Origin of the sequence: Kitasatospora sp. NPDC088346 (assembly GCF_044740765.1) — a bacterium.
Classification (GTDB): Bacteria; Actinomycetota; Actinomycetes; order Streptomycetales; family Streptomycetaceae; genus Kitasatospora.
The window spans coordinates 131516-157712 of record NZ_JBIURH010000006.1 but is presented as its reverse complement, the minus strand read 5'-3'; the positions used below and the strand labels follow the sequence as shown (position 1 = coordinate 157712).

At 73.6% G+C, this 26197-nt stretch carries 21 protein-coding genes and 1 pseudogene; 12 read left to right on the top strand and 10 right to left on the bottom strand.

Translation table 11 applies throughout. From position 1 onward, the window contains the following. Nucleotides 1–6: 6 nt before the first annotated feature. From sufC to ACIOFR_RS11550, 4 genes are read left to right on the top strand one after another with little or no spacing between them, the layout of a single operon-like run. A complete protein-coding gene (gene sufC / locus ACIOFR_RS11565) occupies nucleotides 7–771 on the top strand; it encodes a Fe-S cluster assembly ATPase SufC (protein ID WP_400995070.1) in 765 nt (254 codons plus the stop codon). A 2-nt stretch (nucleotides 772–773) separates the two neighbouring features. After that, nucleotides 774–2054 (top strand): cysteine desulfurase, encoded by a 1281-nt coding sequence (locus tag ACIOFR_RS11560; RefSeq protein WP_400995344.1) that lies wholly within the window; start codon nucleotides 774–776, stop codon nucleotides 2052–2054. Between the two features lie 16 nt (nucleotides 2055–2070). Further along, nucleotides 2071–2523 carry a Fe-S cluster assembly sulfur transfer protein SufU gene (sufU, locus tag ACIOFR_RS11555; protein ID WP_400995067.1) on the top strand — a complete coding sequence of 151 codons (453 nt, stop codon included), beginning with the start codon at nucleotides 2071–2073 and terminating at the stop codon, nucleotides 2521–2523. A 22-nt stretch (nucleotides 2524–2545) separates the two neighbouring features. Next, nucleotides 2546–2950 (top strand): metal-sulfur cluster assembly factor, encoded by a 405-nt coding sequence (locus ACIOFR_RS11550; protein WP_400995064.1) that lies wholly within the window; start codon nucleotides 2546–2548, stop codon nucleotides 2948–2950. A 146-nt stretch (nucleotides 2951–3096) separates the two neighbouring features. On the opposite strand, the gene ACIOFR_RS11545 is transcribed toward ACIOFR_RS11550, so the two are convergent. After that, nucleotides 3097–4419, bottom strand: a complete 1323-nt coding sequence (locus ACIOFR_RS11545) for an MFS transporter (RefSeq protein ID WP_400995062.1) — start codon at nucleotides 4417–4419, stop codon at nucleotides 3097–3099. Between the two features lie 299 nt (nucleotides 4420–4718). On the opposite strand from ACIOFR_RS11545, the gene ACIOFR_RS11540 reads away from it, so the two are divergent. Further along, nucleotides 4719–6326, top strand: a complete 1608-nt coding sequence (locus ACIOFR_RS11540) for a hypothetical protein (RefSeq protein WP_400995060.1) — start codon at nucleotides 4719–4721, stop codon at nucleotides 6324–6326. A 50-nt stretch (nucleotides 6327–6376) separates the two neighbouring features. On the opposite strand, the gene ACIOFR_RS11535 is transcribed toward ACIOFR_RS11540, so the two are convergent. Next, nucleotides 6377–6820, bottom strand: a complete 444-nt coding sequence (locus ACIOFR_RS11535; RefSeq protein WP_400995058.1) for a VOC family protein — start codon at nucleotides 6818–6820, stop codon at nucleotides 6377–6379. Between the two features lie 196 nt (nucleotides 6821–7016). Here ACIOFR_RS11535 and ACIOFR_RS11530 point away from each other — a divergent pair, with 196 nt between their 5' ends. Together ACIOFR_RS11530 and ACIOFR_RS11525 are read left to right on the top strand one after the other, a co-directional pair. Continuing rightward, the gene (locus ACIOFR_RS11530; RefSeq protein WP_400995056.1) at nucleotides 7017–8264 is read left to right on the top strand and encodes a hypothetical protein; all 1248 of its coding nucleotides are present in this window, start codon (nucleotides 7017–7019) and stop codon (nucleotides 8262–8264) included. 231 nt (nucleotides 8265–8495) lie between these two features. Continuing rightward, the gene (locus ACIOFR_RS11525) at nucleotides 8496–9977 is read left to right on the top strand and encodes an alkaline phosphatase PhoX (protein WP_400995054.1); all 1482 of its coding nucleotides are present in this window, start codon (nucleotides 8496–8498) and stop codon (nucleotides 9975–9977) included. A 59-nt stretch (nucleotides 9978–10036) separates the two neighbouring features. On the opposite strand, the gene ACIOFR_RS11520 is transcribed toward ACIOFR_RS11525, so the two are convergent. Further along, complete coding sequence (locus tag ACIOFR_RS11520; protein ID WP_400995051.1) at nucleotides 10037–11650, bottom strand: PucR family transcriptional regulator; 1614 nt, start codon at nucleotides 11648–11650, stop codon at nucleotides 10037–10039. A 152-nt stretch (nucleotides 11651–11802) separates the two neighbouring features. On the opposite strand from ACIOFR_RS11520, the gene pruA reads away from it, so the two are divergent. The 3 genes from pruA (at nucleotide 11803) to ACIOFR_RS11505 (ending at nucleotide 15462) form a co-directional block, all read left to right on the top strand. Continuing rightward, nucleotides 11803–13431 (top strand): L-glutamate gamma-semialdehyde dehydrogenase, encoded by a 1629-nt coding sequence (gene pruA / locus ACIOFR_RS11515; protein WP_400995049.1) that lies wholly within the window; start codon nucleotides 11803–11805, stop codon nucleotides 13429–13431. 102 nt (nucleotides 13432–13533) lie between these two features. Then, nucleotides 13534–14460: a proline dehydrogenase family protein gene (locus tag ACIOFR_RS11510; RefSeq protein WP_400995047.1), complete on the top strand. Its 927-nt coding sequence runs from the start codon at nucleotides 13534–13536 to the stop codon at nucleotides 14458–14460. A gap of 234 nt (nucleotides 14461–14694) precedes the next feature. Continuing rightward, nucleotides 14695–15462 carry a PP2C family protein-serine/threonine phosphatase gene (locus tag ACIOFR_RS11505; RefSeq protein ID WP_400995045.1) on the top strand — a complete coding sequence of 256 codons (768 nt, stop codon included), beginning with the start codon at nucleotides 14695–14697 and terminating at the stop codon, nucleotides 15460–15462. A gap of 30 nt (nucleotides 15463–15492) precedes the next feature. Here the strand turns inward: ACIOFR_RS11505 and ACIOFR_RS11500 are convergent, their stop codons facing one another. Continuing rightward, nucleotides 15493–16383 (bottom strand): hypothetical protein, encoded by an 891-nt coding sequence (locus ACIOFR_RS11500; protein WP_400995042.1) that lies wholly within the window; start codon nucleotides 16381–16383, stop codon nucleotides 15493–15495. Nucleotides 16384–16596: 213 nt separating this feature from the next. Here ACIOFR_RS11500 and ACIOFR_RS11495 point away from each other — a divergent pair, with 213 nt between their 5' ends. Beyond that, a complete protein-coding gene (locus ACIOFR_RS11495) occupies nucleotides 16597–17046 on the top strand; it encodes a DUF2871 domain-containing protein (RefSeq protein WP_400995040.1) in 450 nt (149 codons plus the stop codon). Here ACIOFR_RS11495 and thrS read toward each other — a convergent pair. The 5 genes and pseudogenes from thrS to ACIOFR_RS11470 all read right to left on the bottom strand — a co-directional run bounded on the left by thrS (nucleotide 17043) and on the right by ACIOFR_RS11470 (nucleotide 22466). After that, on the bottom strand, nucleotides 17043–18395 hold the full coding sequence (gene thrS / locus ACIOFR_RS11490; RefSeq protein WP_400995341.1) for a threonine--tRNA ligase: 1353 nt from the start codon (nucleotides 18393–18395) through the stop codon (nucleotides 17043–17045). The genes ACIOFR_RS11495 and thrS overlap by 4 nt on opposite strands. A gap of 108 nt (nucleotides 18396–18503) precedes the next feature. Continuing rightward, nucleotides 18504–19072 (bottom strand): annotated as a pseudogene (locus ACIOFR_RS11485) (Uma2 family endonuclease). 214 nt (nucleotides 19073–19286) lie between these two features. Further along, nucleotides 19287–20279 carry a hypothetical protein gene (locus ACIOFR_RS11480; RefSeq protein ID WP_400995038.1) on the bottom strand — a complete coding sequence of 331 codons (993 nt, stop codon included), beginning with the start codon at nucleotides 20277–20279 and terminating at the stop codon, nucleotides 19287–19289. A gap of 150 nt (nucleotides 20280–20429) precedes the next feature. Further along, nucleotides 20430–20840 carry a hypothetical protein gene (locus ACIOFR_RS11475; protein ID WP_400995036.1) on the bottom strand — a complete coding sequence of 137 codons (411 nt, stop codon included), beginning with the start codon at nucleotides 20838–20840 and terminating at the stop codon, nucleotides 20430–20432. A gap of 468 nt (nucleotides 20841–21308) precedes the next feature. After that, the gene (locus ACIOFR_RS11470) at nucleotides 21309–22466 is read right to left on the bottom strand and encodes a TerD family protein (RefSeq protein ID WP_400995338.1); all 1158 of its coding nucleotides are present in this window, start codon (nucleotides 22464–22466) and stop codon (nucleotides 21309–21311) included. Nucleotides 22467–22618: 152 nt separating this feature from the next. On the opposite strand from ACIOFR_RS11470, the gene pepN reads away from it, so the two are divergent. Next, the gene (gene pepN, locus ACIOFR_RS11465; RefSeq protein ID WP_400995033.1) at nucleotides 22619–25147 is read left to right on the top strand and encodes an aminopeptidase N; all 2529 of its coding nucleotides are present in this window, start codon (nucleotides 22619–22621) and stop codon (nucleotides 25145–25147) included. Between the two features lie 65 nt (nucleotides 25148–25212). Here pepN and ACIOFR_RS11460 read toward each other — a convergent pair whose 3' ends face one another. Then, nucleotides 25213–26175, bottom strand: coding sequence for a hypothetical protein (locus ACIOFR_RS11460; RefSeq protein ID WP_400995031.1), 963 nt, complete (start codon nucleotides 26173–26175; stop codon nucleotides 25213–25215). Nucleotides 26176–26197 lie beyond the last annotated feature (22 nt).

The following is a 26197-nucleotide window of genomic DNA, read 5'->3' as shown; positions in this document are numbered from 1 at the left end:
GTCCACATGGCAACGCTTGAAATCCGCGACCTGCACGTCTCCGTCGAGGCCGAGAACGGCCCCCGCGAGATCCTCCGCGGCGTCGACCTGACCGTGAAGCAGGGCGAGACCCACGCCATCATGGGCCCCAACGGCTCCGGCAAGTCCACCCTGGCGTACTCGCTGGCGGGTCACCCGAAGTACACCGTCACCAGCGGCTCGGTGCTGCTGGACGGCGAGGACGTGCTGGAGATGTCCGTCGACGAGCGGGCCCGCGCCGGCGTCTTCCTGGCCATGCAGTACCCGGTCGAGGTCCCCGGGGTCTCGGTCTCCAACTTCCTGCGCACCGCCGCCACCGCCGTCCGCGGCGAGGCCCCCAAGCTGCGGCTGTGGGTCAAGGAGGTCAAGGAGGCGATGGCCGCCCTGCACATGGACCCGGCGTTCGCCGAGCGCAACGTGAACGAGGGCTTCTCCGGCGGCGAGAAGAAGCGCCACGAGATCCTCCAGCTGGAGCTGCTCAAGCCGAAGATCGCGATCCTCGACGAGACCGACTCCGGCCTCGACGTCGACGCGCTGCGCCAGGTCTCCGAGGGCATCAACCGGGTCGCCTCCTCCGGTGAGGTCGGCACCCTGCTGGTCACCCACTACACCCGGATCCTGAAGTACATCAAGCCCGACCACGTCCACGTCTTCTCGGCCGGTCGGATCGTCGAGTCCGGCGGTCCCGAGCTGGCCGACAAGCTGGAGAACGAGGGCTACGCGGCTTACGTGAAGGGCGGCGCTTCCGAGTGACACTGCATCCCGGCTCGGCGCTCGCCGGGCCCCTGTCCGAGGCCCAGGACTTCGGCGACGCGATCCGCAAGGACTTCCCGATCCTGCAGCGCGTGCTGCACGACGGGAAGCCCCTGGTCTACCTCGACAACGCGGCCACCTCGCAGAAGCCCCGTCAGGTGCTCGAAGCCCTGAACGCCTACTACGAGCGGCACAACGCCAACGTGCACCGCGGCGTGCACGTGCTGGCCGAGGAGGCCACGGCGCTGTACGAGGGCGCCCGCGACAAGGTCGCGGCGTTCATCAACGCGCCGAGCCGGGACGAGGTGATCTTCACCAAGAACGCCTCGGAGTCGCTCAACCTGGTCGCCAACATGCTCGGTTGGGCCGACGAGCCGTACCGCGTGGACGCGGACGCGGAGATCGTCATCACCGAGATGGAGCACCACTCCAACATCGTGCCGTGGCAGCTGCTCGCGCAGCGCACCGGCGCGGAGCTGAAGTGGTTCGGGCTCACCGACGAGGGACGGCTCGACCTGTCCACCATCGACGAGCTGATCACCGAGAAGACGAAGATCGTCTCGTTCACGCTGGTCTCCAACCTGATGGGCACGGTCAACCCGGTCGAGGCGATCGTCCGCAAGGCCCAGTCGGTCGGCGCCCTGGTGCTGATCGACGCCTCGCAGGCCGCCCCGCACATGGTGCTGGACGTGCAGGCGCTGGAGGCCGACTTCGTCGCCTTCACCGGCCACAAGATGCTGGCGCCGACCGGCATCGGCGTGCTGTGGGGGCGCCAGGAGCTGCTGGAGGACCTCCCGCCGTTCCTGGGCGGCGGCGAGATGATCGAGACCGTCACCATGGGCGCGTCCACCTACGCCCCGGCGCCGCACAAGTTCGAGGCGGGCACCCCGCCGATCGCCCAGGCGGTCGGTCTCGGGGCGGCCGTCGACTACCTGTCGGCCATCGGCATGGACCGGATCGCGGCCCACGAGCACACCATCACCGAGTACGCGGTGGAGCGCCTGCTGGAGGTGCCCGACCTGCGGATCATCGGTCCGCGCACCGCCGTGGACCGCGGTGCGGCGATCTCGTTCGTGCTCGGCGACATCCACCCGCACGACGTGGGCCAGGTGCTGGACGAGCAGGGCATCGCCGTGCGCGTCGGCCACCACTGCGCGCGCCCGGTCTGCCTGCGGTACGGAATTCCGGCGACCACCAGGGCGTCGTTCTACCTGTACTCGACGCCGGCCGAGGTCGATGCGCTGATCGACGGCCTGCACCACGTCCGCAACTTCTTCGGCTGAGGAGACGGGGCCCACGATGAAGCTCGACTCCATGTACCAGGAGATCATCCTGGACCACTACCGCAACCCCCACGGCAAGGGGCTGCGGGACGGTGACGCGGAGGTGCACCACGTCAACCCCACCTGTGGTGACGAGATCACCCTGCGGGTGAGGCTGGACGGCTCGACCGTCGCCGACGTGTCCTACGAGTCGCAGGGCTGCTCGATCAGCCAGGCCAGTGCCTCGGTGCTGAACGACCTGGTGGTCGGCCGGAGCGTGGGCGACGCACAGGTGATCCAGGAGGCCTTCCTGGAGCTGATGCAGAGCAAGGGCCAGGGCGAGGGCGACGAGGAGGTGCTGGAGGACGCGGTCGCGTTCGCCGGCGTCTCCAAGTACCCGGCCCGGGTGAAGTGCGCCCTGCTGAGCTGGATGGCCTGGAAGGACGCCACCGCCAAGGCCCTGGCCGAGCAGCCCGCCATCCATGACTGACCTGCCCGAGGAGGGCGTACACATGAGCGACACCGAGACCACCTCGGACGCGGAGCCGAAGGCCCCCGAGGCCGTCGCCGGCGAGGGGCCGACGGTCATCGTCGGCACCACGGCGGGCACCGTCTCCGTCGAGGACCTGACCGAGGCCCTGATGGACGTCGTCGACCCCGAGCTGGGCATCGACGTGGTCAACCTGGGCCTGATCTACGGCATCCACATCGACGAGTCCGATGTGGCCACCATCGACATGACGCTGACCTCGGCGGCCTGCCCGCTGACCGACGTCATCGAGGACCAGGCGAAGACCGCCACCGACGGCCTCGTCCAGGACCTGCGGATCAACTGGGTCTGGATGCCGCCGTGGGGCCCGGACAAGATCACCGACGACGGTCGCGACCAGCTGCGGGCGCTCGGCTTCAACGTCTGAGCCCCGCCGCCGGCCCGCTGACGCCACTGCCCGGCCCTCCTTCGGGAGGACCGGGCAGTGGCGTTTTCGCGCTGTCGCGGTTCAGGGCCAGGGTTCAGGCCCGCGGTTCAGGCCCGCGGTTCAGGGCCAGGGTTCAGGCGCGCGGTTCAGGCCCGGGAGGGCCGCAGCACCGCCACCGCCAGCGCCACGCAGGCGACGGCGGCCAGCCCCACGAAACCGCTGACGGCCGGCAGCAGACCGAAGCGCTGGGTCAGCGCACCGACCGCGACCACCGGCGCCGAGCTGCCCAGGTAGACGATCACCCAGAGCGCCGACAGCTCGCTGCCCCGGCGCTCCGGGTCCATCGCCGCCGAGGCGGCGGTGAACAGCGAGCGGAACGCCACGCCCTGGCAGGCGCCGCCGAGCACGCTGCCGATGAACAGCAGCGCCGGGGTCCCGGTGTACTGGGCGGCCACCACCAGCCCGAGCCCGGCCGCCAGACCGGCCGTCCCGAGGGCGATCACCAGCCGGTCCGAGGTCGGCGGCACCAGCAGCTGCGCCGCGGCCGAGGAACCGAGCAGCAGCGCGGCGACCACCGCGCCGGTCATCCGCGACGGCGAGTGCAGCAGCTGCGCGGAGAAGGCCGGCGCCAGGCTCAGGTAGGTGCCGAACACCGCGTACGAGGTGAAGCCGGCCGCGGCGGCCAGCAGGAACTCCCGGCGGCCCCGGCGCGGCAGCCGCAGCCGCTGTGGGCGCAGGTGCGCGGGGGTGGTGATCCGCGGCGGGGAGGCCGGCGGGCGTTCGCGGCCCGGCATCCTGGGGTGCACCAGCGCCAGCGGCACGCACAGCGCCAGCAGCGCCACGGCGTGCAGCAGGAACGGGGTGACCAGCGGGTGATCGCCACCCGAGAGCGAGGCACCGACGACCGGGCCGATCGCCACGCCGCCGGCCGAGCAGGCCAGCGTCAGCTTGGCCGCCAGCGTCGGGTGACCGGGCAGCAGGTCGCCGAGGGCCGCTCCGGCGGCTCCGGTCGACAGGCCCACGGCGACGCCCTGGACGGCACGCCCGACGGCCAGCTGCCAGAGGCTGCCGGCGGTGGCGAACAGCACGTCGCCCGCGGCGGCCAGCGCGATCGCGGGCAGGATCAGGGCGCGCCGGCCGAGATGGTCCGACCAGTGGCCGACCGCGGCGAGCACCGGGATCAGCGCGAACACGTACACCGTGAACAGTCCGGTGACGGCGACCGGGGTGAGGCCGAGGCGGTCGGCGAGCACCGGGTAGATCGGCGTGGCCAGGTTGGCGCCGATCAACAGCAGCAGCAGGGCGACGGCCACCAGGCCGACACGGATGCCGCGCAGCGCGTTCCAGCGGCTGACGGCGGCGAGCCGGAGCTGGGCGCGGGGCGCGAGCTCCAACGGGAGGAGGGCCTCCGACAGTCGGCTTCCGGGGAACCTGGTGGGTCCGGAGCCGGCGGGGGAGAGGTCCGCCATGGCAGGGATCTCCTGTGGCCGGGCACCACCGGGACCCGGCTGCGCCCGGGGTGGTGGCACGGCGGAGGAGCCCGGTTGGGGCGGGTGGGTGCAGCAAGGGGAGTGGGCTTCGTTGCCCGGGGGCGCGCGCGGGGTGTGCGCGGTGCCCAGCGAAGGATACGTGGTCCGCACGGACGCCCCGCGCCGTCCCCCCGGTCGGCCGGGCATCGGGTGTGCCAGGCCGATACGCTGGGTGGACGGGCCGACACACAGCGATCGGCCCGGCAGTGCCCACCGTCACTACGGGAGATCGCGCAACGATGGCCGGACGAAGCCGCAACACCCCTGACCACCCGTCCGCCGCCGGGGACGGCGAGCCCGGCGAGGGCCTGCTGCCCGCCGACTTCGACCTGGCCGACCTGTACGGGGCCCGGGGCGGTGACGACGAGGACCTGGACGACTCGGCGGTGCTGGTGCCGCCGATCACCCTGCCCGCCGACGCCGAGCTGGTCACCGCCGCGCTGGCCGTACCGTTGATCGCGCACGCGCTCGCGCTGGCGCGCTGGACGGCGCCGCGCCGCCCGGTCGACGAGTTCGGCGACCTCACCGAGGAGGACCGGGAGGCCGCGGCGCGGCTGCTCGGGCTGGCCCCCGCCGAGGGCGAGGTGTCGGAGGAGGCGGTGGTCGAGGCGATGCGCTCCTGGGCGCTGGCCTGCGACCTGGACCTGGTGGAGACCGGCACCACCGCCGAGGGCACGCACGCGGCCGTCCCCGGCCCGGACCTGGAGGCCGCCGAGCAGGGTGACCCGTCGGTGGTGCTCGGCCTGTGGCTGGACGCGGCCGGGATCATGCGGGAGCTGGCCGCCGAGGCCGACTCGCTCGCCCCGGAGGGCGAGAGCGACGACGAGGACGCCGCCGAGGCCGAGCTGGCCGACGTGGAGCAGGCCAGGGAGGCCGCCACCGAACTGCTCGACGAGGCCCTCCAGGTGCTGTACGAGATGACCGCCTTCGCCGACCCGGGCGAGGAGACCGTCCCGCTCGGCGTGCTCGCGGCCCTGCTGGTGGTGCCGGAGGGCGAGGAGCCGGACGAGGAGATGCTCGGCGAGATCACCGACCTGATGGTCGCGCTCGACCCGATGCTGGGCGACCTCGCCGAACTGGGGCTGATGGAGCACCGCCCGATCGATCCGGAGCTGTTCGAGGAGGAGGACGGCGAGGACGTCGTCGCCCCGGCCCCGGACACCGAGCCGGACGACGAGGAGGCGGCCCGGTTCGGCACCGTCCGGCTGACCCCGCTCGGCCAGTACGCGGTGCGCGAGTGGCTGATGGAGCAGGGGTACGACGCGCCGCTGATCGGCGAGCTGGCCGACGGGGACGCCCAGGCGCTGCTGCGCGGCATCACGGAGGCGGGCAACGTGCTGCCCGACAAGGAACTGCTGGCCTGGCTGGCCGGCCGGGAGCCGGAGGGGGCGGCCCGCGAGCTGCTGGCCGCCGCCCGCGGTCTGGACGCCAACAGCCCCGTCCGCCGGATGCTCTGCGCGGTGGCGCTGGAGGAGCTCGGCGAGCCGGCCCGCCCCGCGGCGCTGGAGGTGGTGGACGACCCGGAGCTGGGCGGGGGCGCCCGCGCCTGGCTGCGCGCCCAGGGCGTCGACGTCGCGGCGCCGGAGCGTCCGGTGGCGCTGTGGACGGCGGTCGACTCCTTCGCGGCGGTGATGCTGACCAGCGAGGGCGACGCGGGCCGGCTGCGCGAGCTGGTCGCGGGGCTGCCCGTGACGGACAACCCGGCGAGCTACTTCGGCGAGCTGTGGCGGGTCGAACACCCCTACACCGCGCAGGTGCTGGAGATCGTGGGCGAGCTGCACCTGGACCGGTCGGTGGCCAAGGAGGCCCGGAAGGCCGCCTTCAGGGCCAGGTCGCAGCAGCGGTAGCCGGAGGTCGGTGATCCGGGCGGGCCGGGGTCGGGCCGGGCCGGCCCGGATCAGGGCAGGTCGAGCTGGCCCGCGGCGGTGAACGGGAAGAACGGGTTGTGGGCCAGCTCCCACAGGTGGCCGTCCGGGTCCTCGAAGTACCCCGAGTAGCCGCCCCACGAGGTGGCGGTCGGCGGCTTGACCACGGTGGCGCCGGCCTCGACGGCGGCGGCGAGCGCCGCGTCCACCCGTTCGGGGGACTCCAGGTTGACGGCCAGGGTGACGCCGCGGAAGCTCGGCTCGCCGGCGGCCGGGATGCCGGCGTCGGCGGCCAGTTCCTCGGTGGGGAAGAGGCCGAGCGCGGAGTCGGCGGTGCGGAACCAGACGATCTCCGGGCTGGAGGCGGCGGAGCGCTGCCAGCCGAGCGCCTCGTAGAAGGCGGTGCTGCGGGCCAGGTCACCGACGCCGAGGGTGACGATGCTGATGCGGGCCGGGAAGGCCGGGGTTGCTGTCATGGCGCCAGCGTAGGCAGGGACGCCGACATCCCGGCGCGGGCGCGGCCGGGAGGCCGGTGCCGCGCTCGTGCTCGTGCGGGGGAAGCTGATGCCCCGGTAGGTGGCTGGGCCGTATGGTGGGGCGGACGCGGCGCAGGTGGCGGGACAGGGCCGCCGGCCGGGGAACACGAGGCTAGACGCGGGGGTGCGGCAGAGGATGAAGAGGCAGCGCACGAGCGGGCCCCAGGATCCCGAGGACTTCTACGCGGACCACGAGGCGTACAACCGCCGGGTGCTGCGGGAGGCCGACTTCCCGGTGTACGGCGTGGACCGGGGCGTGCACGAGTCCGCCGGGGCGCGCGAGGGCGGCGGCACGCTGCCGGGCACCGCGGACGCGGGCCCGGGCGCCCCCGTCCGGTCCGGCCCCGAGCACCTCGGCCGCGAACCCCTGGGCCGGGAGCCCCTCGACCGGGAACCCCTCGACCGGGACGCGCCCGACCGGGACGCCCTCGCCGAGTACGAGGTGAGCGACGGCGAGGTGGGCTGGGTCGAGGTCCGCTCCGGCGACTGGAGCTCGGTCGAGGGCCCGTACGTCACCGTGCGCACCTACCGTCCCGGTGCCGAGCGGGCCAGACCGCTGCCGGACCTGGAGGACGTCGTCGAGGACGAGCGGGACCGCATCTACGAGCAACTGGACGTCGACGAGGGCGACGGTCCGGGCCGGGTGCGGGCGATGCGGGAGTGGATCACCGTCGAGGGCGAGCCCCGGGCGGTGCAGATCCACGAGGACCGCCGGCCGGACGCCGGGGCCGGGCCGGTCTGGGCGGGCCGGCTGCGGGTGGACGGCATGACCGTGACCGTGACCGGCCGGGGAGTGCCGCCGGGCGAGGTCGAACTGCGCAGGATCGAGGACTTCGAACGCTACGTGCTCGGCCGCACCGCGCTGATGCGGCGGCTGGCGAGCCGTCAGCAGGGCCAGGACGTCCCGGTGGAGGAGCGCGAACTGCCCCCCGTCAGCGGGCTGGAGGCCCACCGCGGGGTGATCGAGCACAGCGTCAGCGAGGTGGTCGCGATGGAGGCGCAGATCCGCTCCCGACGGGCGCCGCGGCTGCCGCGGCGGCTGCGCGGCGAGGCCGGCACCCTGCGCTGGGAGGCCGCCGTGCGCCAGCAGATGCGGCTCGCGTCGGAGACCCGCGAGGAGGCCGGCGAGGCCGTCAGCGCGATGGTCAACCAGCTGACCAGGCTGGCGCAGAACACCGACTGGCTGGTGGGCACACCGGACGGCCGGGCGGCGGTGGAGGAGGCCATCCGGTACACCGTGTTCGCCAGCGAGGTACCGAGCCTACCGGCCCAGCGGGCCTGGGAACGGCTCTGGGCGGGCGCCGGACCGGAGGAGTCGGCCGGCCTGGAGGAGAGCTGGCTGGGGGCCTGGGAGCAGTGGCGGGCGGAGCGCCCCCGGCACTGAGACCGGGGTGGACGGGGCCCCCGGGGGAGCGTACCGGGCCGCGCGGGCGGGGTAAAGATCAGGTCATGGCTTCGAATACGGTTCGCCAAACGCCACGCTGACGCAGTGTCGGATTCACCTCCGGTTCACCCGGCGGGCCCAGCCTGCTGGGCGTCGGCGGTCTCCGTCGAAGACCCCTCAGCCGCGACACCGGGTGCCCCCGGTGGCGGCCATCCCACAGGAGTGACCGATATGCCGCTGTCCCGTCGGGACTTCGTCAACCGTTCCACCCTCCTCGGCGCCGGTGTGCTGGTCGCCGGCAGCGCCGAGGTGCTGGCCACCGCGCCCGGTGCCATCGCCGCGCCGACGGGTGGCGAGGCCCCCGCCACCGAGGCCGTCGAGGCGGCCCGTCGGGCCACCGGCTACGGCGAGCTGGTCAAGGACCCGGCCGGGGTCCTGGCGTTGCCGCACGGCTTCAAGTACCAGGTCATCACCTACACCGGGAAGACCAAGCTGGTCACCGGCGAGTCGACGCCGAGCAACCACGACGGCACCGCCGCCTTCCCCGGCAAGCACGGCGGCACCCTGCTGGTCAACAACCACGAGCTGGCCGGCGCCCGCGCCAACTGGCCGCACCCGGTGCCGCTGCTGGAGGGCCACGTGTACGACCCGGGCGCGGCCGGCGGCTGCACCGTGGTCGAGGTCCGCCAGGGCGGCCGGAAGGTCACCGAGTGGGTCGGCATCGCGGGCACCGCCACCAACTGCGCCGGCGGCGCGACCCCGTGGGGCACCTGGCTGTCCGGCGAGGAGACCGAGGACAAGGCCGGCAAGAACGGCTTCACCAAGGACCACGGCTACATCTTCGAGGTCGACCCGTACGACCAGGCGGCCAACCGCGACCCGCAGCCGATCAAGGCGCTGGGCCGCTACGCCCACGAGGCGGTCGTCGTCGACCAGAGGCGCGGCCACCTCTACCTGACGGAGGACGCCTCCAACCCGAACGGCCTGCTCTTCCGCTGGACCCCGCCGGCCGGCTTCCGGCACGGCAAGGGCAAGCTCCGCGGGCTCGCCGCCGATGCCGGCAAGCTGGAGGCCTTCAAGGTCTTCGACTCGCACGGCACCTTCGTCGACGACCTCTCCCGGGCCGTCAAGGTCGGCACCACCTACGGCGTGGACTGGGTGAACGTCCCGGACCGCGACGCCAAGACGGTCTCCGTCCGCAAGCAGTTCACCGACGGCCAGGTCACCCGCGCCCGCAAGCTGGAGGGCATGTGGTGGGGTGACGGCGGCTTCTACTTCGTCTCCAGCTTCGCCCGCACCGAGAGCCCGGTGCAGCACGACGGCCAGGTCTGGTTCTACAACCCGGCCCGCCGCACCATCACCCTCAAGGTGCTGCTCGGCGTCAACACCGACGTGATGGGCGACCACGGCAACTACGACGGCCCGGACAACATCACCGTCTCCCCGTACGGCGGCCTGGTCATCGCCGAGGACGGCGAGGGCCAGTCGCACCTGTTCGGCACCACCGAGGACGGCCGCACCTACCCGATCGCCCGCAACGACCTGAACATCGGCACCGCGGAGAAGCCCGAGTTCAGCGAGTTCACCGGCGTGACCTTCTCGGACGACGGCGAGACCCTGTTCGCCAACATCCAGGTCCCCGGCATCATGGTCGCGATCACCGGCCCGTGGTGGCGCCTCCAGCACCGCCGCGGCCACGGCTACGACTACTGACACCACCCGGCGCCGCACCCCGGCCCCGGAGCACCGGCCGGCTGCCCGCCGAGGACCCGTCAGGCGTCCTCGGCGGGCAGCCGCAGTTGCAGCATCGCCAGCAGCCGCTGCTGCGGCTGCGCCAGGTCGAGCCCGGTCAACTGCTCGGCCCGGCGCACCCGGTAGCGCAGGGTGTTGGGGTGGATGTGCAGGGCGTCCGCGGCCACCCGGACCTCGCCCAGGGCGTCCAGCCAGGCCAGCACCGACTCCGCCAGCCGGGTGCCGTGCCGCCGGTCGTAGCCGGTCAGCGCCGTCAGCCGCGGGTCGCGCAGCCCGTCCCGCTCCTGGAGCAGCGCCAGCACCTCGCTGACCAGCACCTCCGCCTGCACGTCGATCAGCGCGGCCACCTCCGGGTCGACCCCGCCACGGCCCATCGCGTCCAGGATCCGGTCCGCCTGCGCCCGCGACTCGGTCACCGCCGCCAGGCCGTCGACCGTCGGGCCGATCGCCGCCCGCAGCTCCACACCGAGGTGCTCCCGGGCCGCCGCCACCACCTCGTGCGCCCAGCTGCGCAGCGTCGCCACCGGCAGGGCCGGCGGCAGCTCGGGCAGCAGCACGTACACCCGGTCCTCGATCGGGGCGAGGATGCCGCCGCGGTGGCGGGCGGCGGTGTGCACCGAGATCAGGCCGGTCACCTCGGCCCGGGTCAGCTCCCGCTCCGGGCCCTGCCCCGCCGCGTACGCCAGCACGGTCGCCGGGCGGCGCAGGTCGAGCCCGAGGTGGGTGGCCAGCGACTGCGGCCCGGTGGACCCCTCCAACAGGCCGGTGAGCAGCGTCCTGGTCAGCCGGACGTCCGCCGACAGCTCGCGCCGGCGCCGGATCAACTGGGCCGCCGCCACCCGGGCCGCGCCGACCAGCGACTGCTCGGCCAGCGGGGCCAGCGGCCGGGCGCCCTCCTGCACCCAGATGGTGCCGAGCGGCTGGGCGCCGGCCCGGATGCCGATCGCCAGGCGCCGGCGGATGCCCAGCTCGGGATGGGCGTCGATCTCGATCACGCCGTCCGAGCTGCGCAGATGCTGGAACACGCCCCACTCCCGCAGCTTGGAGAGGTACGGCTCCGGGCCCTGCCAGCCGAGGATGGACAGCCGTCGCAGGTCGTCCACCTCGTCCGAGTCGGAGGAGCGCGAGTACGCCAGCACCCGGCTGGAGGTGTCCTCGATCGAGACGATCCCGCCGGTCAGCACGGCGACGGTCTGGGCCAGCGAGAAGAGGTCGCCCGTATTCGGCTCGGCCGACGCCGGGGTGTCGGGGCCGGCGATGATCGCCCGGGCGAGCGAGTCCAGGTGCTCCCAGCGGGTCTCGCGGCGCACCGACAGCAGTGCCACGCCGGCCTCGGTGGCCGCCTCGCGCAGCGCGGCCGCCTGCCCCGGGGCGTCCAGCTTCACGGCGACGGCCGCGGCCCCGGCCCGTCCGGCGGCGCGCAGGGCGGGCAGGGCCGCCCGGCCGCGGGCACCGATCGCCAGCACCAGCTCACCGGCCGCGGCGGTCGCCTCGTCCTCCGGATCGAGGATCGCCACGTCCCGGACCGGGACGTCCAGCCCGGCCGGCGCGGCCTGGAGCTCGACCAGCGGCTCACCCAGCGACATCAGCAGGTGACGCAGCGGGATGCCGCCGGAGGGGGCGGGCGCCGTCATCGACCCTCCTTGGTCCGCTCGGACAACTCCGTCCGGATGACTTTAGCCGCCAGGCCAAATAAGTGCCCCCGTCCACGGGTTTAGCGTTCGTCCATGGCCGCCGTGTGACCCGCGCCGGCTCCCCGCCCACGACTCGAAGGAGAGCGCGCCCCATGGATGCTGTGACCCAGGTCCCCGCGCCGGTGAACGAGCCGGTCCGCAGCTACGCCCCCGGCAGCCCGGAACGGGCCCGCCTGGAGGCCAAGCTGAAGGAGCTGGGCGGCCAGGAGCCGATCCAGCTGACCATGACGATCAACGGGGAGCGCCGGATGGGCGCCGGCTCCGAGATCCACGTTGTTCAGCCGCACAACCACGCGGCACGGCTCGGCACGCTGCGCAACGCCACCCAGGACGACGCGCGCGACGCCATTGACGCTGCCCTGGCCGCCGCCCCGGCCTGGCAGGCGCTCTCCTTCGACTCGCGGGCCGCGATCTTCCTCAAGGCCGCGGACCTGCTGGCCGGCCCCTGGCGCGAGACGCTGGCCGCCGCCACCATGCTCAACCAGTCCAAGACCGCGCAGCAGGCCGAGATCGACTCCTCCTGCGAGCTGATCGACTTCCTGCGCTTCAACGTGCACTTCGCCCGGCAGATCATCGCCGAGCAGCCGATCTCATCGGACGGCGTGTGGAACCGCAGCGACCACCGCGCGCTGGAGGGCTTCGTCTACGCGATCACCCCCTTCAACTTCACCGCCATCGCGGGCAACCTGCCCACCGCCCCCGCCCTGATGGGCAACGTGGTGCTGTGGAAGCCGTCCCCGACCCAGCAGTACTCCGCGCACCTGCTGATGCAGTTGCTGGAGGCGGCCGGCCTGCCCAAGGGCGTCATCAACATGGTCACCGGTGACGGCCTGGCCGTCTCCGAGGTCGCGCTCAAGCACCCGGACCTCGCCGGCATCCACTTCACCGGCTCGACCGCCACCTTCCAGCACCTGTGGCGCGAGGTCGGCAACAACATCGCCGGCTACCGCACCTACCCGCGGATCGTCGGCGAGACCGGCGGCAAGGACTTCCTGGTCGCCCACCCGTCCGCCGACCGCGCCGTGCTGAAGACCGCGATGACCCGCGGCGCCTTCGAGTTCCAGGGCCAGAAGTGCTCGGCGCTGTCCCGCGCCTACGTCCCGGCCTCGATCTGGGCCGAGATCAAGGACGACTTCCGCGACGAGGTCGAGTGGCTCACCATGGGCGACGTCACCGACCTGTCGAACTTCATGAGCGCCGTCATCGACGACCGTTCGTTCGCCAAGAACAAGGCGGCGATCGACCGCGCCAAGGCCGACCCGAAGGTCGAGGTCCTGGCCGGCGGCAGCTACGACGACTCGGTCGGCTACTTCGTCCGCCCGACCGTCCTGGTCTGCGAGGACCCGGCGAGCGAGTACTTCCGCGACGAGTACTTCGGCCCGATCCTGGCCGTGCACGTCTACCAGGACGAGAAGTACGACGAGATGCTGGCCCAGATGGAGTCGGTGTCCAGCTACGGCCTGACCGGCGCGATCATCGCCCAGGACCGTGAGGCGATCGAGCACGCGATGCGCGCGCTGCGCCACGCCGCGGGCAACTTCTACATCAACGACAAGCCGACCGGCGCCGTCGTCGGCCAGCAGCCCTTCGGCGGCGGCCGGGCCTCCGGCACCAACGACAAGGCCGGCGCCAAGCAGAACCTGATGCGCTGGACCTCGACCCGGTCCATCAAGGAGACGTTCGTCCCGCCGACGGACTACCGCTACCCGCACATGGGCTGACCGGCCCGGTGCCTCCGGGGGCGGCGGTGACCCACCCTCACACCGCCGCCCCGCCCCCTCTCCTCCCCGCTCCCTTCTGCTGAACCATCTTCAGGAGTACCGATGCTCCGTTCCGCCCTCCTCGCCGCGTCCCGCTCCCCGCAGGTGCGCACCCTGGTCGAGAAGTTCCCGCCCACCCACGCCATCGTCGAGCGCTTCGTCGCCGGCGAGCTGCTCGACCAGGGCATCTCGGCCACCGACGAGCTGGTCGCCACCGGTCGCAAGGTGACGCTCGACCACCTCGGCGAGGACACCAAGGACGCCGCCCAGGCCGCCGGCACCGCCGAGGCGTACGAGCACCTGCTCGCCGCGCTCAAGGACACCGGCCTCGCGGCCGACGCCGAGGTCTCGGTCAAGCTCTCGGCGGTCGGGCAGTTCCTCCCGGTGGACGGCGAGAAGATCGCGCTGGAGAACGCCCGGCGGATCTGCGAGGCGGCGGCCGCCGCCGGCACCACGGTCACCCTGGACATGGAGGACCACACCACCACCGACTCCACCCTCTCCATCGCCCGCGAGCTGCGCGCGGACTTCCCGTGGCTGGGCGTCGTGCTCCAGGCCTACCTGCGCCGCACCGAGGCGGACTGCCGCGAGTTCGCGGCGGCGGGTTCGCGGGTGCGGCTGTGCAAGGGCGCCTACAAGGAGCCCGAGTCGGTCGCCTTCCAGGGCAAGCACGAGGTGGACCTGGCGTACGTCCGGGCGCTGAAGGTGCTGATGGCCGGCGACGGCTACCCGATGATCGCCTCGCACGACCCCAACATGATCAAGATCGCCGGCCAGCTGGCCGAGTGGAACGGGCGCTCGCGGGACAGCTTCGAGTACCAGATGCTCTTCGGCATCCGCCCGGAGGAGCAGCTGCGGCTGGCCGAGGCCAACACCATGCGGGTCTACCTGCCGTACGGGCAGGAGTGGTACGGCTACTTCATGCGGCGCCTCGCGGAGCGCCCGGCCAACCTGACCTTCTTCCTGCGCGCGATGGCCACCCGGGGCTGACCTCCGGTCGGCCTCGGACGGGGCGCGGTGCACCGGGGTGCACCGCGCCCCGTCGCCGTGCCGACCCGGGGCCGGTCGGTCCGGTGATGCGGGGCGCGGCGTGGCCGCGGCGGCGATCTGGCAGGATGCCCGCCGATGACAGAGATCACGAACTGTGTCCGGTGCGGTGGGACGGTCGCCCCCGACGGACACTGCTGGGACTGCGGACAGGCTCAACCCGGTTTCCGCGCACGGGTGGAGAGCACGCTGGGGGGCGGCGCGGAACGGGACGGCGCGGACGGGGACCGTGCGGCCGGGGTCAGCGACCGGGGGCGGCAACGGGGTGTCAACGCCGACGCGATGGCACTGACCCGGGCGGCGGGCGGCTGGACGATCGGCGTCGTCTGCGACGGGGTCTCCATGTCGCCCCGGTCCGAGCGGGCCGCCCGGGTCGCCGCCGAGGTCGGTGCGGCCACGCTGGCCGCGCGGCTGGAGTCGGGGACGCTGCCGGAGTACGCCCTCACCGAGGCCGCCGTCCGGGCCGGCCGTGCGGTCAGCGCGCTGGCCGCGTCCGCGGACGCCGCGCCCGCCTGCACGTACGTGGCGGGCATCGCCGGCCCCGGAGGGATCTGGAGCGCCTGGATCGGCGACAGCCGGGCCTACTGGCTCCCGGACACGGGCCCGGGCATGGCGCTGACCGAGGACGACACCGGCGAACTCGACGCCCTCGCCGCCTGGTTGGGCGCCGACGCGGACGCCCCCGAGCCGCAGGTCCGCAGCTACCGTCCGTCGGGGCCGGGCCGTCTGCTGCTGTGCACCGACGGCCTGTGGCGCCACCTCCCCGACGCCGGAGGCCTCCGCGCCGCGCTCGGCCCGGCCGGTGGCGGCCTGCTCCCGCAGGCCCGGGCGCTCGTCGGGCACGCCCTGGACGCCGGCGGCCAGGACAACATCACCGCTGTCCTGCTCGCGGTGCCCGGAGCTCGGCCGCCCGCAGCCGGTACGGTCCGGTACGCGTCCCCCTGACGCTTGTCCGACCGTTCCCGCCGGGGCCGTTCAGCCGCGCGAGCCGTGGCGGCGGCGCAGGGCGATCAGGATGCCGGTGCCGAGGGCGACGGCGGCCGCGCCGGTGACCGCGAGGGGGCGGGCCGCGGCTCCGCCGCCGGTCTCGGCCAGCTCGGTGGCGGCCAGCTCGGTGTCGGCCGCGGCCGGGACGGCGCGGGGTGCGAGGGTCGGGGCGGACGGGGTCGGGGTCGCGGTGGGAGCCGGCGTCGGGGTCGGCGTCGGCGTGGGGGTCGGCGTGGGCGTGGGCGTGGGCGTGGGTGTGGGGGCCGCGATCACGCTGAAGGACTGTTCGGCCCGCGAGTAGTACTCGGTGCAGGTGCCCTTGCCACCCGGTGCGGCCGTGCCGTTGACCAGGTCGTCGAGGGTGAGGAAGCGGTCGGTGTCGTCGTCCAGCAGGGCCGAGCCGGCGGCCCAGGAGAAGGTGTAGTCGGCGGCCGTCGCCTCGCGCTTGGCGGAGGCGCGGAACTTCAGCGTCAGCGTCTCGCCCGCCGCGAGCCGGTACTTCCCGGGCGTGTAGCGGAAGTTGAGGTGGACGACGTCCCACGGCACGGGCTTCCAGTCGCCACCCGCCGTCTTCGACTCCAGCAGCACGGCGTCGCCCTCGTCCACCGCGGGTTGGATGAAGACCAGGGCGTCGAGGTCCTGGACGGCGTGGCCGGAGGTGTTCCGGATCGTCAGGGAGGTCTCGACCGGCGCCCCGCCGCGGACCAGCTTCGCCCGGTCCAACCCCTGCCAGGTGGTGGGCAGTTGGACGCCCGTCCGGCCGCTGTGGCAGGGCCGGTCCGGAAGGCTCCCGGCGGGAGCGGCGGCCGCGGCGCCGGCGGCCGGGCAGAGGACCAGGAACGCTGCGGCGGTGGCAGCGAGAACGCGAGAAGTCTGCACGGTGTGAATCCCCCATCATCACCACGTCGGTGGCCGCCGTCCGGTGCGGCCTGCGCACACGAACGACGGTGTGGCGGGCAGCCTACTGAAGCGCGGACCCGCGCCGGGCCGGGGTGCGCGAAAGGGTGCGCGAAAGGGTGCGCGCTACGCCGTCCGGTGCTTGAATGGCTGGTTTCACTACGGTGGTCGGCCAACGGGGAAGCAGGCACGGAGATGCGGAAGTCGTACTACGCGGCGCACACCTACATGATCCTGGGAGTGATCTCGGGGCTGTACTACCGGGAGTTCACCAAGGCGCACCACTTCGTGGGCGACACCCAGCTCGCCGTCGTCCACACCCACCTGCTCGCGCTCGGCATGCTGGGCTTCCTCATCGTGCTGGCCCTCGACAAGCAGTTCGGACTGTCCGGGACGCGGCAGTTCACGGCGTTCTTCTGGTGCTACAACGCGGGCATCGCGATCACCGTCTCGATGATGCTCGTCCGGGGCAGCGGAACCGTGCTCGGCAGCCGGGTGCCCGAGGCCGTGTCGTGGATCGCGGGCCTCGGCCACACCGTGCTGACGGTCGGGCTCATCCTGCTGTTCGTGCTGCTCGGCAAGCGCATCGGCCCGGCGGGGAAGGGCTCGGCGGAGCCGGAGGCGGTCACCGCACCAGTCGGCTAGGAACCGGCGGACGAGCCCCGGCCGGTCGGTCGGTCCTGTCCCGGGTCCTCCCACAGCCCGGTGGCGCGGGCGTCCACGCGGGCGGCGATCCGGGCGAGCGCCTCGGCGGCGGGCACCGGCTCCGGGCGGCGGCCGTCCCGCAGCCGCAGGGCGACCCGGCCGTCGACGGCCTCCTCGGGGCCGATCACCGCCTGGTACGGCACCAGCCGGGCACCGCGGACACGGGCCCCGAGGGTGCCGTGCTCCGGCCCGGCGAGTTCGGCGCGCAGGCCCAGGTCGAGGCAGTCCCGCACGAGCTCTTCGGCCTGCGGGAGTTGCGCGTCGGAGACCGGCAGGACGGCCACCTGGACGGGCGCCAGCCAGGCCGGGAACGCGCCGCCGTACACCTCGATGAGGTGCGCGACGGCCCGTTCGACGCTGCCGATGATGCTGCGGTGGACCATGACCGGGCGGTGCCTGGCGCCGTCCGGGCCGATGTAGTGCAGGTCGAACCGTTCCGGCTGGTGGAAGTCGATCTGCACGGTGGACAGGGTGGCCTCGCGGCCGGCGCCGTCGACGATCTGCACGTCGATCTTGGGTCCGTAGAAGGCGGCCTCGCCCTCGACCGCCTCGTAGGTGATCCCGGCGGAGTCCAGCACCTCGGCGAGGAGGGCGGAGGCGCGTTCCCACATCGCCGGGTCCGCGACGTACTTCCCGCCGGCGCCCGGCAGCGAGAGCCGGTGACGGACCGCCCGGATGCCGAGCGCGGTGTACGCCTGCCCGATCAGTTCCAGCGCGGCCCGGGCCTCGTCGGCGGCCTGGTCGAGGGTGCAGAAGATGTGGGCGTCGTTCAGCTGGATCGCCCGGACCCTGGTCAGGCCGCCGAGCACACCCGACCGCTCGGCGCGGTACATGCCGCCCAACTCTGCTATCCGCAAAGGAAGTTCCCGGTAGCTGTGGGATCGGGAGCGGTAGATCAACGCGTGGTGCGGGCACAGGCTCGGCCGCAGCACGACCTCCTCGCCACCGAGTTCCATCGGCGGGAACATGTCCTCGCTGTAGTGCGACCAGTGCCCGGAGAGCTCGTACAGCTCCCGTTTGCCGAGCGCGGGGGAGTAGACGTGCCGGTAGCCGGCCCGGCGCTCGACACCACGGACGTACTCCTCCAGGGCGTGCCGCACGGCCGCGCCGTCGGGCAGCCAGTACGGCAGCCCGGCGCCCATCAGCGGGTCGGTGTCGAACAGGTCCAGCTCGCGGCCGAGCTTGCGGTGGTCGTGCATCGCGGTCTCCTCGCGGGGGTGGAGGCGAGTGCGAACGCGGCGAAGCCCCGGGGCACTCGCCCCGGGGCTTCGGACAAAGACGACTGTCAGCGCGCCGGGACACTCTCCGGCGTCGTCGTCACAACAGCAGCGCGCTTCATACCGGCCACGCTAGCAGCACCCCGGTCCACCCGAAACGCCTTTTCCCGGCCCTGCCGATCAGAGCAGCGGCTGCGTGTCGAGCTCGAACCCGAACGGCTCCGGGAGGGCGAGCGGCTTGCCGAAGGGAGCGAGGTGCACCTCGGTGTACTCGTCGCCCTCGGGCCTGCTGAAGATCGTCGCGAGGGACTCCTCGCGGTCGATCAGGAGGTGGAGCGGGATCGCGGCACGTGCGTAGCAGTGGCGCTTCGCGATCCTGTCCTGGAGGGGCTTCGTCGAGGTGATCTCGGCGACCACGGCCACGCCATCCGGGTCCATCCAGGGGGGAGCTCCCCGGAAGAGCCGCAGGTCGAGCCGTGCGAACGTGGCATCCGGGATGGCGTGGTCCTTGGGACACCGCCCTCCGCTCGCAAGCCGCAGGCCCTTGTTCCCGGAGACCTGCATCCGCACGGACGACTGCCGGGTCACCTGATCGATCAGGAGGCCGATGAAGTCCTCGTGGTCCCCGTCGGCCGGTGGCGTCACGACGATCTCCCCCTCGATGATTTCGGTCGGAAGCCCTCGGGGGTGGCGAGACCCAGGAAGCCCTGGAGGAGGGTGTCGTCCTGCGTCGGGTCCTCGTGTGCCATGGCACTCATGATGCCCCCTTCGGTGAGTCGGGAGCACGTTGTCGGCCGTGCCGGCGGCGCAATCCGTACCCGGTCGATGTTCATCCGATCGGGTGCGCGCCGCCGGTACTCCCGCGAGCTGTCGCCTCCGTGCCGCACCGGCCCGTGTGCTGCTCGGCGCCGCGGAGGAGCGGGCGCGGTTGCCGGCCGGCACCCGGCCCCGGGCGGCGGCCGGTCAGCGGGCGAGGGCTGCGGTCGCGGCCCTGACCTGGGCTTCGACCGAGGCCTTGGCCGCGGCCATGTTCCCGGCGTCGGCGCTGATGGCCTGTTCCTGGTAGGCGAAGTCGACCGCGTACCAGACGCCGACCACGTTGAACCTGGTCCGGCAGGCCGCGTCGGCCGTCGCCACCTGCAGTTCCCGTGGCGAGGGCTGGGGGGACCTGCGCCACTCCAGGTCGCCGATCGCGGCCAGCGGGTCCGGGTAGTCGTGGCCGCTCTCCTTCATGCACTGCGACCAGCGGGCGAACACCGCCTTGGTGCGGTCGTCGTCCATGGACTGCCGCAGGGTCGCGAACTTGGCGTCCGTGGAGGTCTTCGGGTCGCCCACGGTGCCGTCGGCCGCGCCGGTGAGCTGCGCGGCGGCCTCCCCGATGCAGCCGTGGTCCGGCACCTTCTGGCCGTTGAGGGTCTGCCCGCCCGGGCCGAACCTCGTCTTCGGGTCGTCGGCGCCCCGTTCGGCGAGCGCCACCTGCGGTGTGGTCTCCGCGGCGGGGGGCGTCCGAGGCGTCGTGTCCGGCGGGGTCCCGCCCTCCGGGTGGTAGCCCCACTTCGCCATCAGGGCGGCGTCCTGGTGGCCGTACCGGCCGTCCGTCCGCAGGGTGGGCGCGTCGCTGTCGCGCGGTACCGCGGGCGACTCGGGCGGCGTGTAGGAGGCGAATCCGAGCCGCTGCATGCAGCGGGTGAGCAGGAGCTCGCGTCCCTTGGTCACCGTCGCCAACTGGTCGGGGTCGAGCAGGTAGGCGTCGAGCGGCAGCGGCTTGTCGTTCGCCGAGTCGAACGTGGGGGTGGCCGTCACCGGGGGCGGTGCGACGGGGGCCGCCTGCCGGGTCTGCTGCCGCCCGCCGTCGGACGCCGGTCCGGCGGCCTCGGTGCAGCCGGCCGCGAGCAGGGGCAGGGCGATCAGGAGGGCGGCGGTGCGACGCGAGCGGCTGAACACAGGCGTGATCACTTCCGGATCGGTGGGCGGGCGGGACGGGACGCCGGTGCGGCCGGCTGACGGACGGTCACGTAGGCTTCGGCGAAGCGGTCTCCGGCCAGTGCGAATGGCCGGAGACCGCGTTTGTTCGCCCGACGGTGTCAGGGCAGGGTCACACCCCGGTTACCACCGGCCGGACGCGTTGTTGTTCTTGACGGACGCGTTCAGGTCGCCGGTCGCGAACGAGCCGAAGCTCTGGCACGCGACGCTGCAGTCGTAGCCGCTGTTGTAGTAGACCGTGAAGGTGCTGTTGACCCAGCTGTCGACCGACGCGGCGTGGTTCTTCACCGCGACACCGGCGCCGCTGCCGCCGTTGCGACCGGCCTGGAAGGTCTTGCCGGCGTAGTCCGACACCGGGCCGGTCTGGACGTAGACCGCGCCGTACCCGTAGGCGGCCGAGTTGTAGTACAGGCAGACCTGGCCGGACGTGCAGTCGTAGGCCGGGGCGGCCGAGGCGGGGGCCGCCGTGGCCAGTCCTGCGGCCAGCAGGCTGCCGGCGACCGCACCTGCTGCGAGAAGCTTCTTGACGAGCATGCGATGCCCTTCCTTCCCATGGAGCCGGAATCTCCGGCGCCGCTACGGAGGCGGTTCCGCCCTCCGTTTCGTGCCCGCGAGGCGGCCTTGCGTTTCCCCCAAGTCCCGCTCGCAAGGCCATACTTGTTCCGGGTTGTATCGTCCGCGTAGCGTCTCGGCGACCTCATGCTGATGGATCATCAGGTCGGTGAATCGGCGCTGATGGGAGGGGTGTTGGGGCGATACGCGAGCTGTTTCCCGAGTCAACTCCTGAGCAACTTGCTTCCGGTTGTGACGAGTTGGTCCGGGGCAATTCCGGTTCCGCGTCGCGCGGGACGGTTCGCCCGCCGACCGTCCGCGGCCGAACCCCGGCCCCCGGTGCAGGGCGGCGGAACGGCGAAAGCCCCGCCGGGCTCGGAGCCGGGCGGGGCGGACGCGGGAGACGGACAGGCCGGCAGCAGCGGCGAGCAGGACGGCAGAGCTACCCGGCTACAGCATCGCCGCGGCGGGCTTCACCATGCTGCGGGCGGTCTTGGCGTCCACGTACTCGCCGAGCGCGGTCATCACCCACTCGCCGGAGAACTGGCGGACCAGCTTGCACATCGCGACACCGGTGTGCGGCTCGGACTGGGCCAGCTCGAAGCGGACCAGCTCCTGGCCGCTGCCCGCGTCGACCAGCCGGCAGTAGGCGTTCTTGATGTCGGTGAACTTCTGGCCGGAGAAGGAGTTGACCACGAAGACCAGGCCGCAGACCTCGGCCGGCAGGCCGTCCAGGTGCACGGTGATGGCCTCGTCGTCGCCCGCGCCCTCACCCGTGAGGTTGTCGCCGGAGTGCGCGATCGCGCCGTTGAAGATCGAGAGCTTCATGAACCACGCCGTCTCGATCTTCTTGCGCTGGGCGTCGAAGGCGATGCAGGAGGCGTCCAGGTCGATGTTCCTGCCGCCGCGGGCCGGCTCCCAGCCCAGACCCATCCGGACCGAGGACAGGAACGGCTTGCCGCCCTTCTCCAGCGACACCGAGCCGCCCTTGACCAGGTTGACCCGGCCCTTGTCGAGGGTCACCTTGCCGACCGACGGCGGGCCGCTGGGCCGCGGCGGGGCGACCGACCCGTCCCGGCTCCCGGCCGTCGAGGGGGCGGCCGCAGGCGCCGGAGCGTCCTCGACCGAGACCCCGAAGTCGGTGGCGATGCCCGCCAGCCCGTCGGCGTACCCCTGGCCGACCGCCCGGACCTTCCACTCGCCGCCGCGCCGGTAGACCTCGACCACCACCAGCGCCGTCTCCCGGCCGAGCCGGGGCGGGGTGAAGGTGAAGAGCACCCGGCCGGAGTCGGCGTCCCGGACGGTCGCCGTCGGCTCGGTGCCGGCGAAGGCGGCCCCCGTCTCGTCCAGGCTGGCCGTGACCACCACCCGGGCGATCGCGGACGGCACCGCGCCGGTGTCCACCGTGATCGCGTCCGGCCGGCCCGACCCGGCCGGGCGGTGGGTGACGCCGGGGCCGTTCGGGGCGTTGAAGAAGACGAAGTCGTCGTCCGACCGGACCTTGCCGGCCTCGGTCAGCAGCAGCCCGGAGACGTCCAGCGCCTTGGGGGCCGTCACCTCGACCGTCACCCGGGCGACGGGGAGCGGGGCGTTGCCGCCCTGGGTCAGGACCGTGGTCACAGTGATCCTCCTCGACAGCTTCGGACATGGGGCGGCGGCGACCGCCCCCACCCTAACCACACCGGCACCGCGGCAGGGCGCGACTCGGCTGGAAGCGGAATCACTTGTCCCGCCCCGCCCGGCCGGGCAACGATGCAGGTATGTCAGCCCTTCAACGCTCCGAGGCGATCCGGCGTGCCCGCCTGCTGGACGTCCGCTCCTACACCGTCGACCTCGACCTGGACCGGGGCGAGGAGGTGTTCGGCAGCACGACGGTGATCCGCTTCGGCTGCGCGGAGCCCGGTGCGGACACCTTCGTGCAACTGGAGGCGGCCGGGTTCCGCCGGGCCGAGCTGAACGGCCGCCCCCTCGACCCGGGCGCGCTCGCCGGCCACCGGCTCGCCCTGGACGGGCTGGCCGCCGAGAACGAGCTCCTGGTCGAGGCCGAACTGCCGTACTCCAACACCGGGGAGGGCCTGCACCGGTTCACCGACCCCGCCGACGGTGCCGGGTACGTCTACGCGACCCTCGGCCCCGACCTCGCGCCCCGGCTGTTCGCCTGCTTCGACCAGCCCGACCTGAAGGCGCCGTTCACCCTCACCGCGACCGCCCCCGCCGACTGGACGGTGGTCGCCAACGGCGCGCCCGCCGAGCACCGCGACGGCCGCTGGGCCTTCCACCCGACCGAGGCGATCAGCACCTACCTGGTGACGGTCGTCGCCGGGCCGCTGCACTCGGTGCGCGCCGAGCACGACGGCATCCCGCTGGCCCTGCACGCCCGCCGCTCGCTCGCCGCCGAGCTGGACCGCGAGGCACCGGAGATCTTCGAGGTCACCCGCGACTCGCTGGACCGCCTGCACCAGCTGTTCGACCGCCGCTACCCCTTCGGCGAGTACCACCAGGCCTTCGTGCCGGAGTTCAACTGGGGCGCGATGGAGAACCCCGGCTGCGTGGTCTACCGCGACGAGCTGCTGTTCCGCTCCGCGCCCACCGACGCCGACCGCGAGCTGCGCGCCATGATCGTGTGCCACGAGATGGCCCACATGTGGTTCGGCGACCTGGTCACCATGCGCTGGTGGGACGACCTCTGGCTGAACGAGTCCTTCGCCGAGATGCTCGGCTACCGGGTCGCCGCCGAATCCACCCGCTTCACCGGCGCCTGGACGGGCTTCGCGGCCCGCCGCAAGGGCTGGGGCTACGACGCCGACCAGCGGGCCTCGACCCACCCGGTCGCCGGCAACGGCACGCAGAGCGTCGCCGAGGCGATGGGCAACTTCGACGGCATCTCGTACGCCAAGGGCGCCTCGGCGCTGCGCCAGCTGGTCGCCTGGCTCGGCGACGAGGCCTTCTTCGCCGGCGTCAACCGGTACTTCGAGCGGCACGCCTTCGGGAACGCCGAGCTCGCCGACTTCCTCGCCGCACTCGCCGAGACCAGCGGGCGGGACGTCCGGGCCTGGGCCGACGCCTGGCTCGGCACCAGCGGCGTCGACACGCTGCGCCTGGAGGTCCGGGTCGAGGGTGACACGATCACCGCCGTCGAGGTCGTCAACGACGGCACCCGGCCGCACCGGATCCACCTGGGCGTCCACGACCTGCACGGGAGCGGACCGCGGGCCACCGTACGGCGGCGCGCGGACCTGCCCGTCGAGCTCGGACCCGGCGCCCGGGTCGAGGTCCCGGAGCTGGCCGGAGCCGGCCGGGCCGCCCTGCTGGTGCCCAACGACGGCGACCTCAGCTGGGCCAAGATCAGGCTGGACGAGGACTCCTGGCGGACCGTCACCGGCTCGCTGTCCGCGATCGAGGACGAGCTGACCCGGGCCGTGCTCTGGGAGCACGCCCGCGACCTGGTCCGGGACGGCGAACTGCCGCCCGCCGGCTACCTCGACCTGGTGGCCGCCCACCTGCCGGCCGAGAGCGCCGTGGCCGCCGTCGAGGCGGTGCTCGCCTTCGCCCGGACCGAGGCGATCGGCCGCTACCTCACCCCCGGCGACCGGCCCGCCGCCCTCGCCCTGCTCGGCCGCACGGCCGACGCCCTGCTCACCCGCCCGGGCGCCGGTCACAGCCTGCGGCTGGCCGCCCTGCGCGGCGCGGTGCAGAGCGCCGACGCGCCCGCCGACCTGGAGCGCCTGCGCGACTGGCTGGCCGGCACCGGACTGCCGGAGGGCCTCGACCTCAGCCCGGACCTGCGCTGGGCCGCGCTGGCGGTGCTGGCCGCCCGGGGCGCCACCGACGAGACGGCGATCGCCGGCGAACTCGACCGGGACCGCAGCGACGCGGCGGAGCAGGGCGCGGCCCGGGCCCGCGCCGCCCTGCCGGAGCCGGCGGCCAAGGAACGGGCCTGGGCGGCGCTGTTCGAGGCCGGCACCTCCAACCGGCTGCTGGCGGCCACCGCCGACGGCTTCTGGCGGTCCGGGACGGAGGAGCTCACCGCCGAGTACGTCCGGCGCTACTTCGAGGCCGTCCCGGTGGGCGGCCGGCGCGGTGACCGGGTGGCCGCGGTGCTGGGCCACTCGCTGTTCCCGCGGGACCGCGCCACCGACGAGGTGGTCGCCGCCACCGAGGCGTGCCTGCGCCGGCCCGAACCGACGCCGGCGCTGCGGCGTTCGCTCGCCGACGAGCTGGACGACCTGCGGCGCACGGTCAGGGTACGGCGGCTCCAGGCACCGGGGCTCCAGACGCCGGGCCGCTAGGTGTCGGGGCTCCGGGCACCGGGACGTCAGGCCGGACATCAGGCGGGACGTCGGGCGTCCGGCGGTCAGTACGGCTCGAAGGCGCCCCGGGCCGCGACCGCCCGGGGCCGCTGCAGCGCGAACGCCGAGGCGCTCCAGCTCTCCGCGGCCGGAACCACCACCGAGGTGCGGGCGGCGGTGCCGGCCGGGAGGACGGCGCCGCCCACGGTGAAGCCGTACACCCCCGGAGCGACGTCCAGGCCCGGCGGCAGGGTGAAGCGGTAGACCAGGCTGTCGTACTCCAGCGAGACGGTGGGCACCGCGCCCGGCAGGTCCGTCCAGGGGGCGGTGCCCGGCAGGACGTCCGGCCGGCGCAGCCGGAGCTCGACCTGGACGGCGGTCAGCGGTTCACGGACCGTCAGTGTCACGGTGTGCCGGGTGCCGGAGCGGCCGAGCGGTGTCAGTTCGGCGGTGCCGGTGAGCGCGGTGTCGGGGTGCTCGCTTGGTGCGGCCTGGTTGGGCGGGGTGGGCTCCGCGACGGGCGAGGCCGGGCCGGTCGGCTCGGGGGAGGGGGACCCGCCGGTCTTCGCGGCCGCGGCGGAACCGGAGCCGGACCCCGAGGGTCCGGGGGAGACCGGGGGCCGTGACGGGGTGCCGCTGGGCCGGACGGTCACCGGGCGGGCGGTGGAGCCGGGCCGGGAGCCGGGCAGCGCGGTGGCGGCCTGGGTCGCGGTCGCGGTGGCCGTCGCGGTGGGCTCGGGACCGGCCTCGGCCGCCGCTGCGACCGGTTCGGCCGCGGCGGTGGGGGTCGGCGCCTCGGGGCTCGGCAGCGGCGGGCTGGCGCCGACCGACATCCGGGGCTGGCGGCCGACCTGCTGCTGCTCGTTCAGCAGCCAGGTGGTGAGCAGGCTGATCCCGACCACGGTCGACATCGCCATCGCGGCGCCGGAGAACCTCAGGGTGGGAAGCCGGAACCTCCCGCCCACCGGTTTCGGCCGGCCGTGCCGGCCGACCGGCCGGTGCGTCCTGTTGTCCTCGCGGAGCACCACCGGGCTCCCCTCCCTCTCCGCC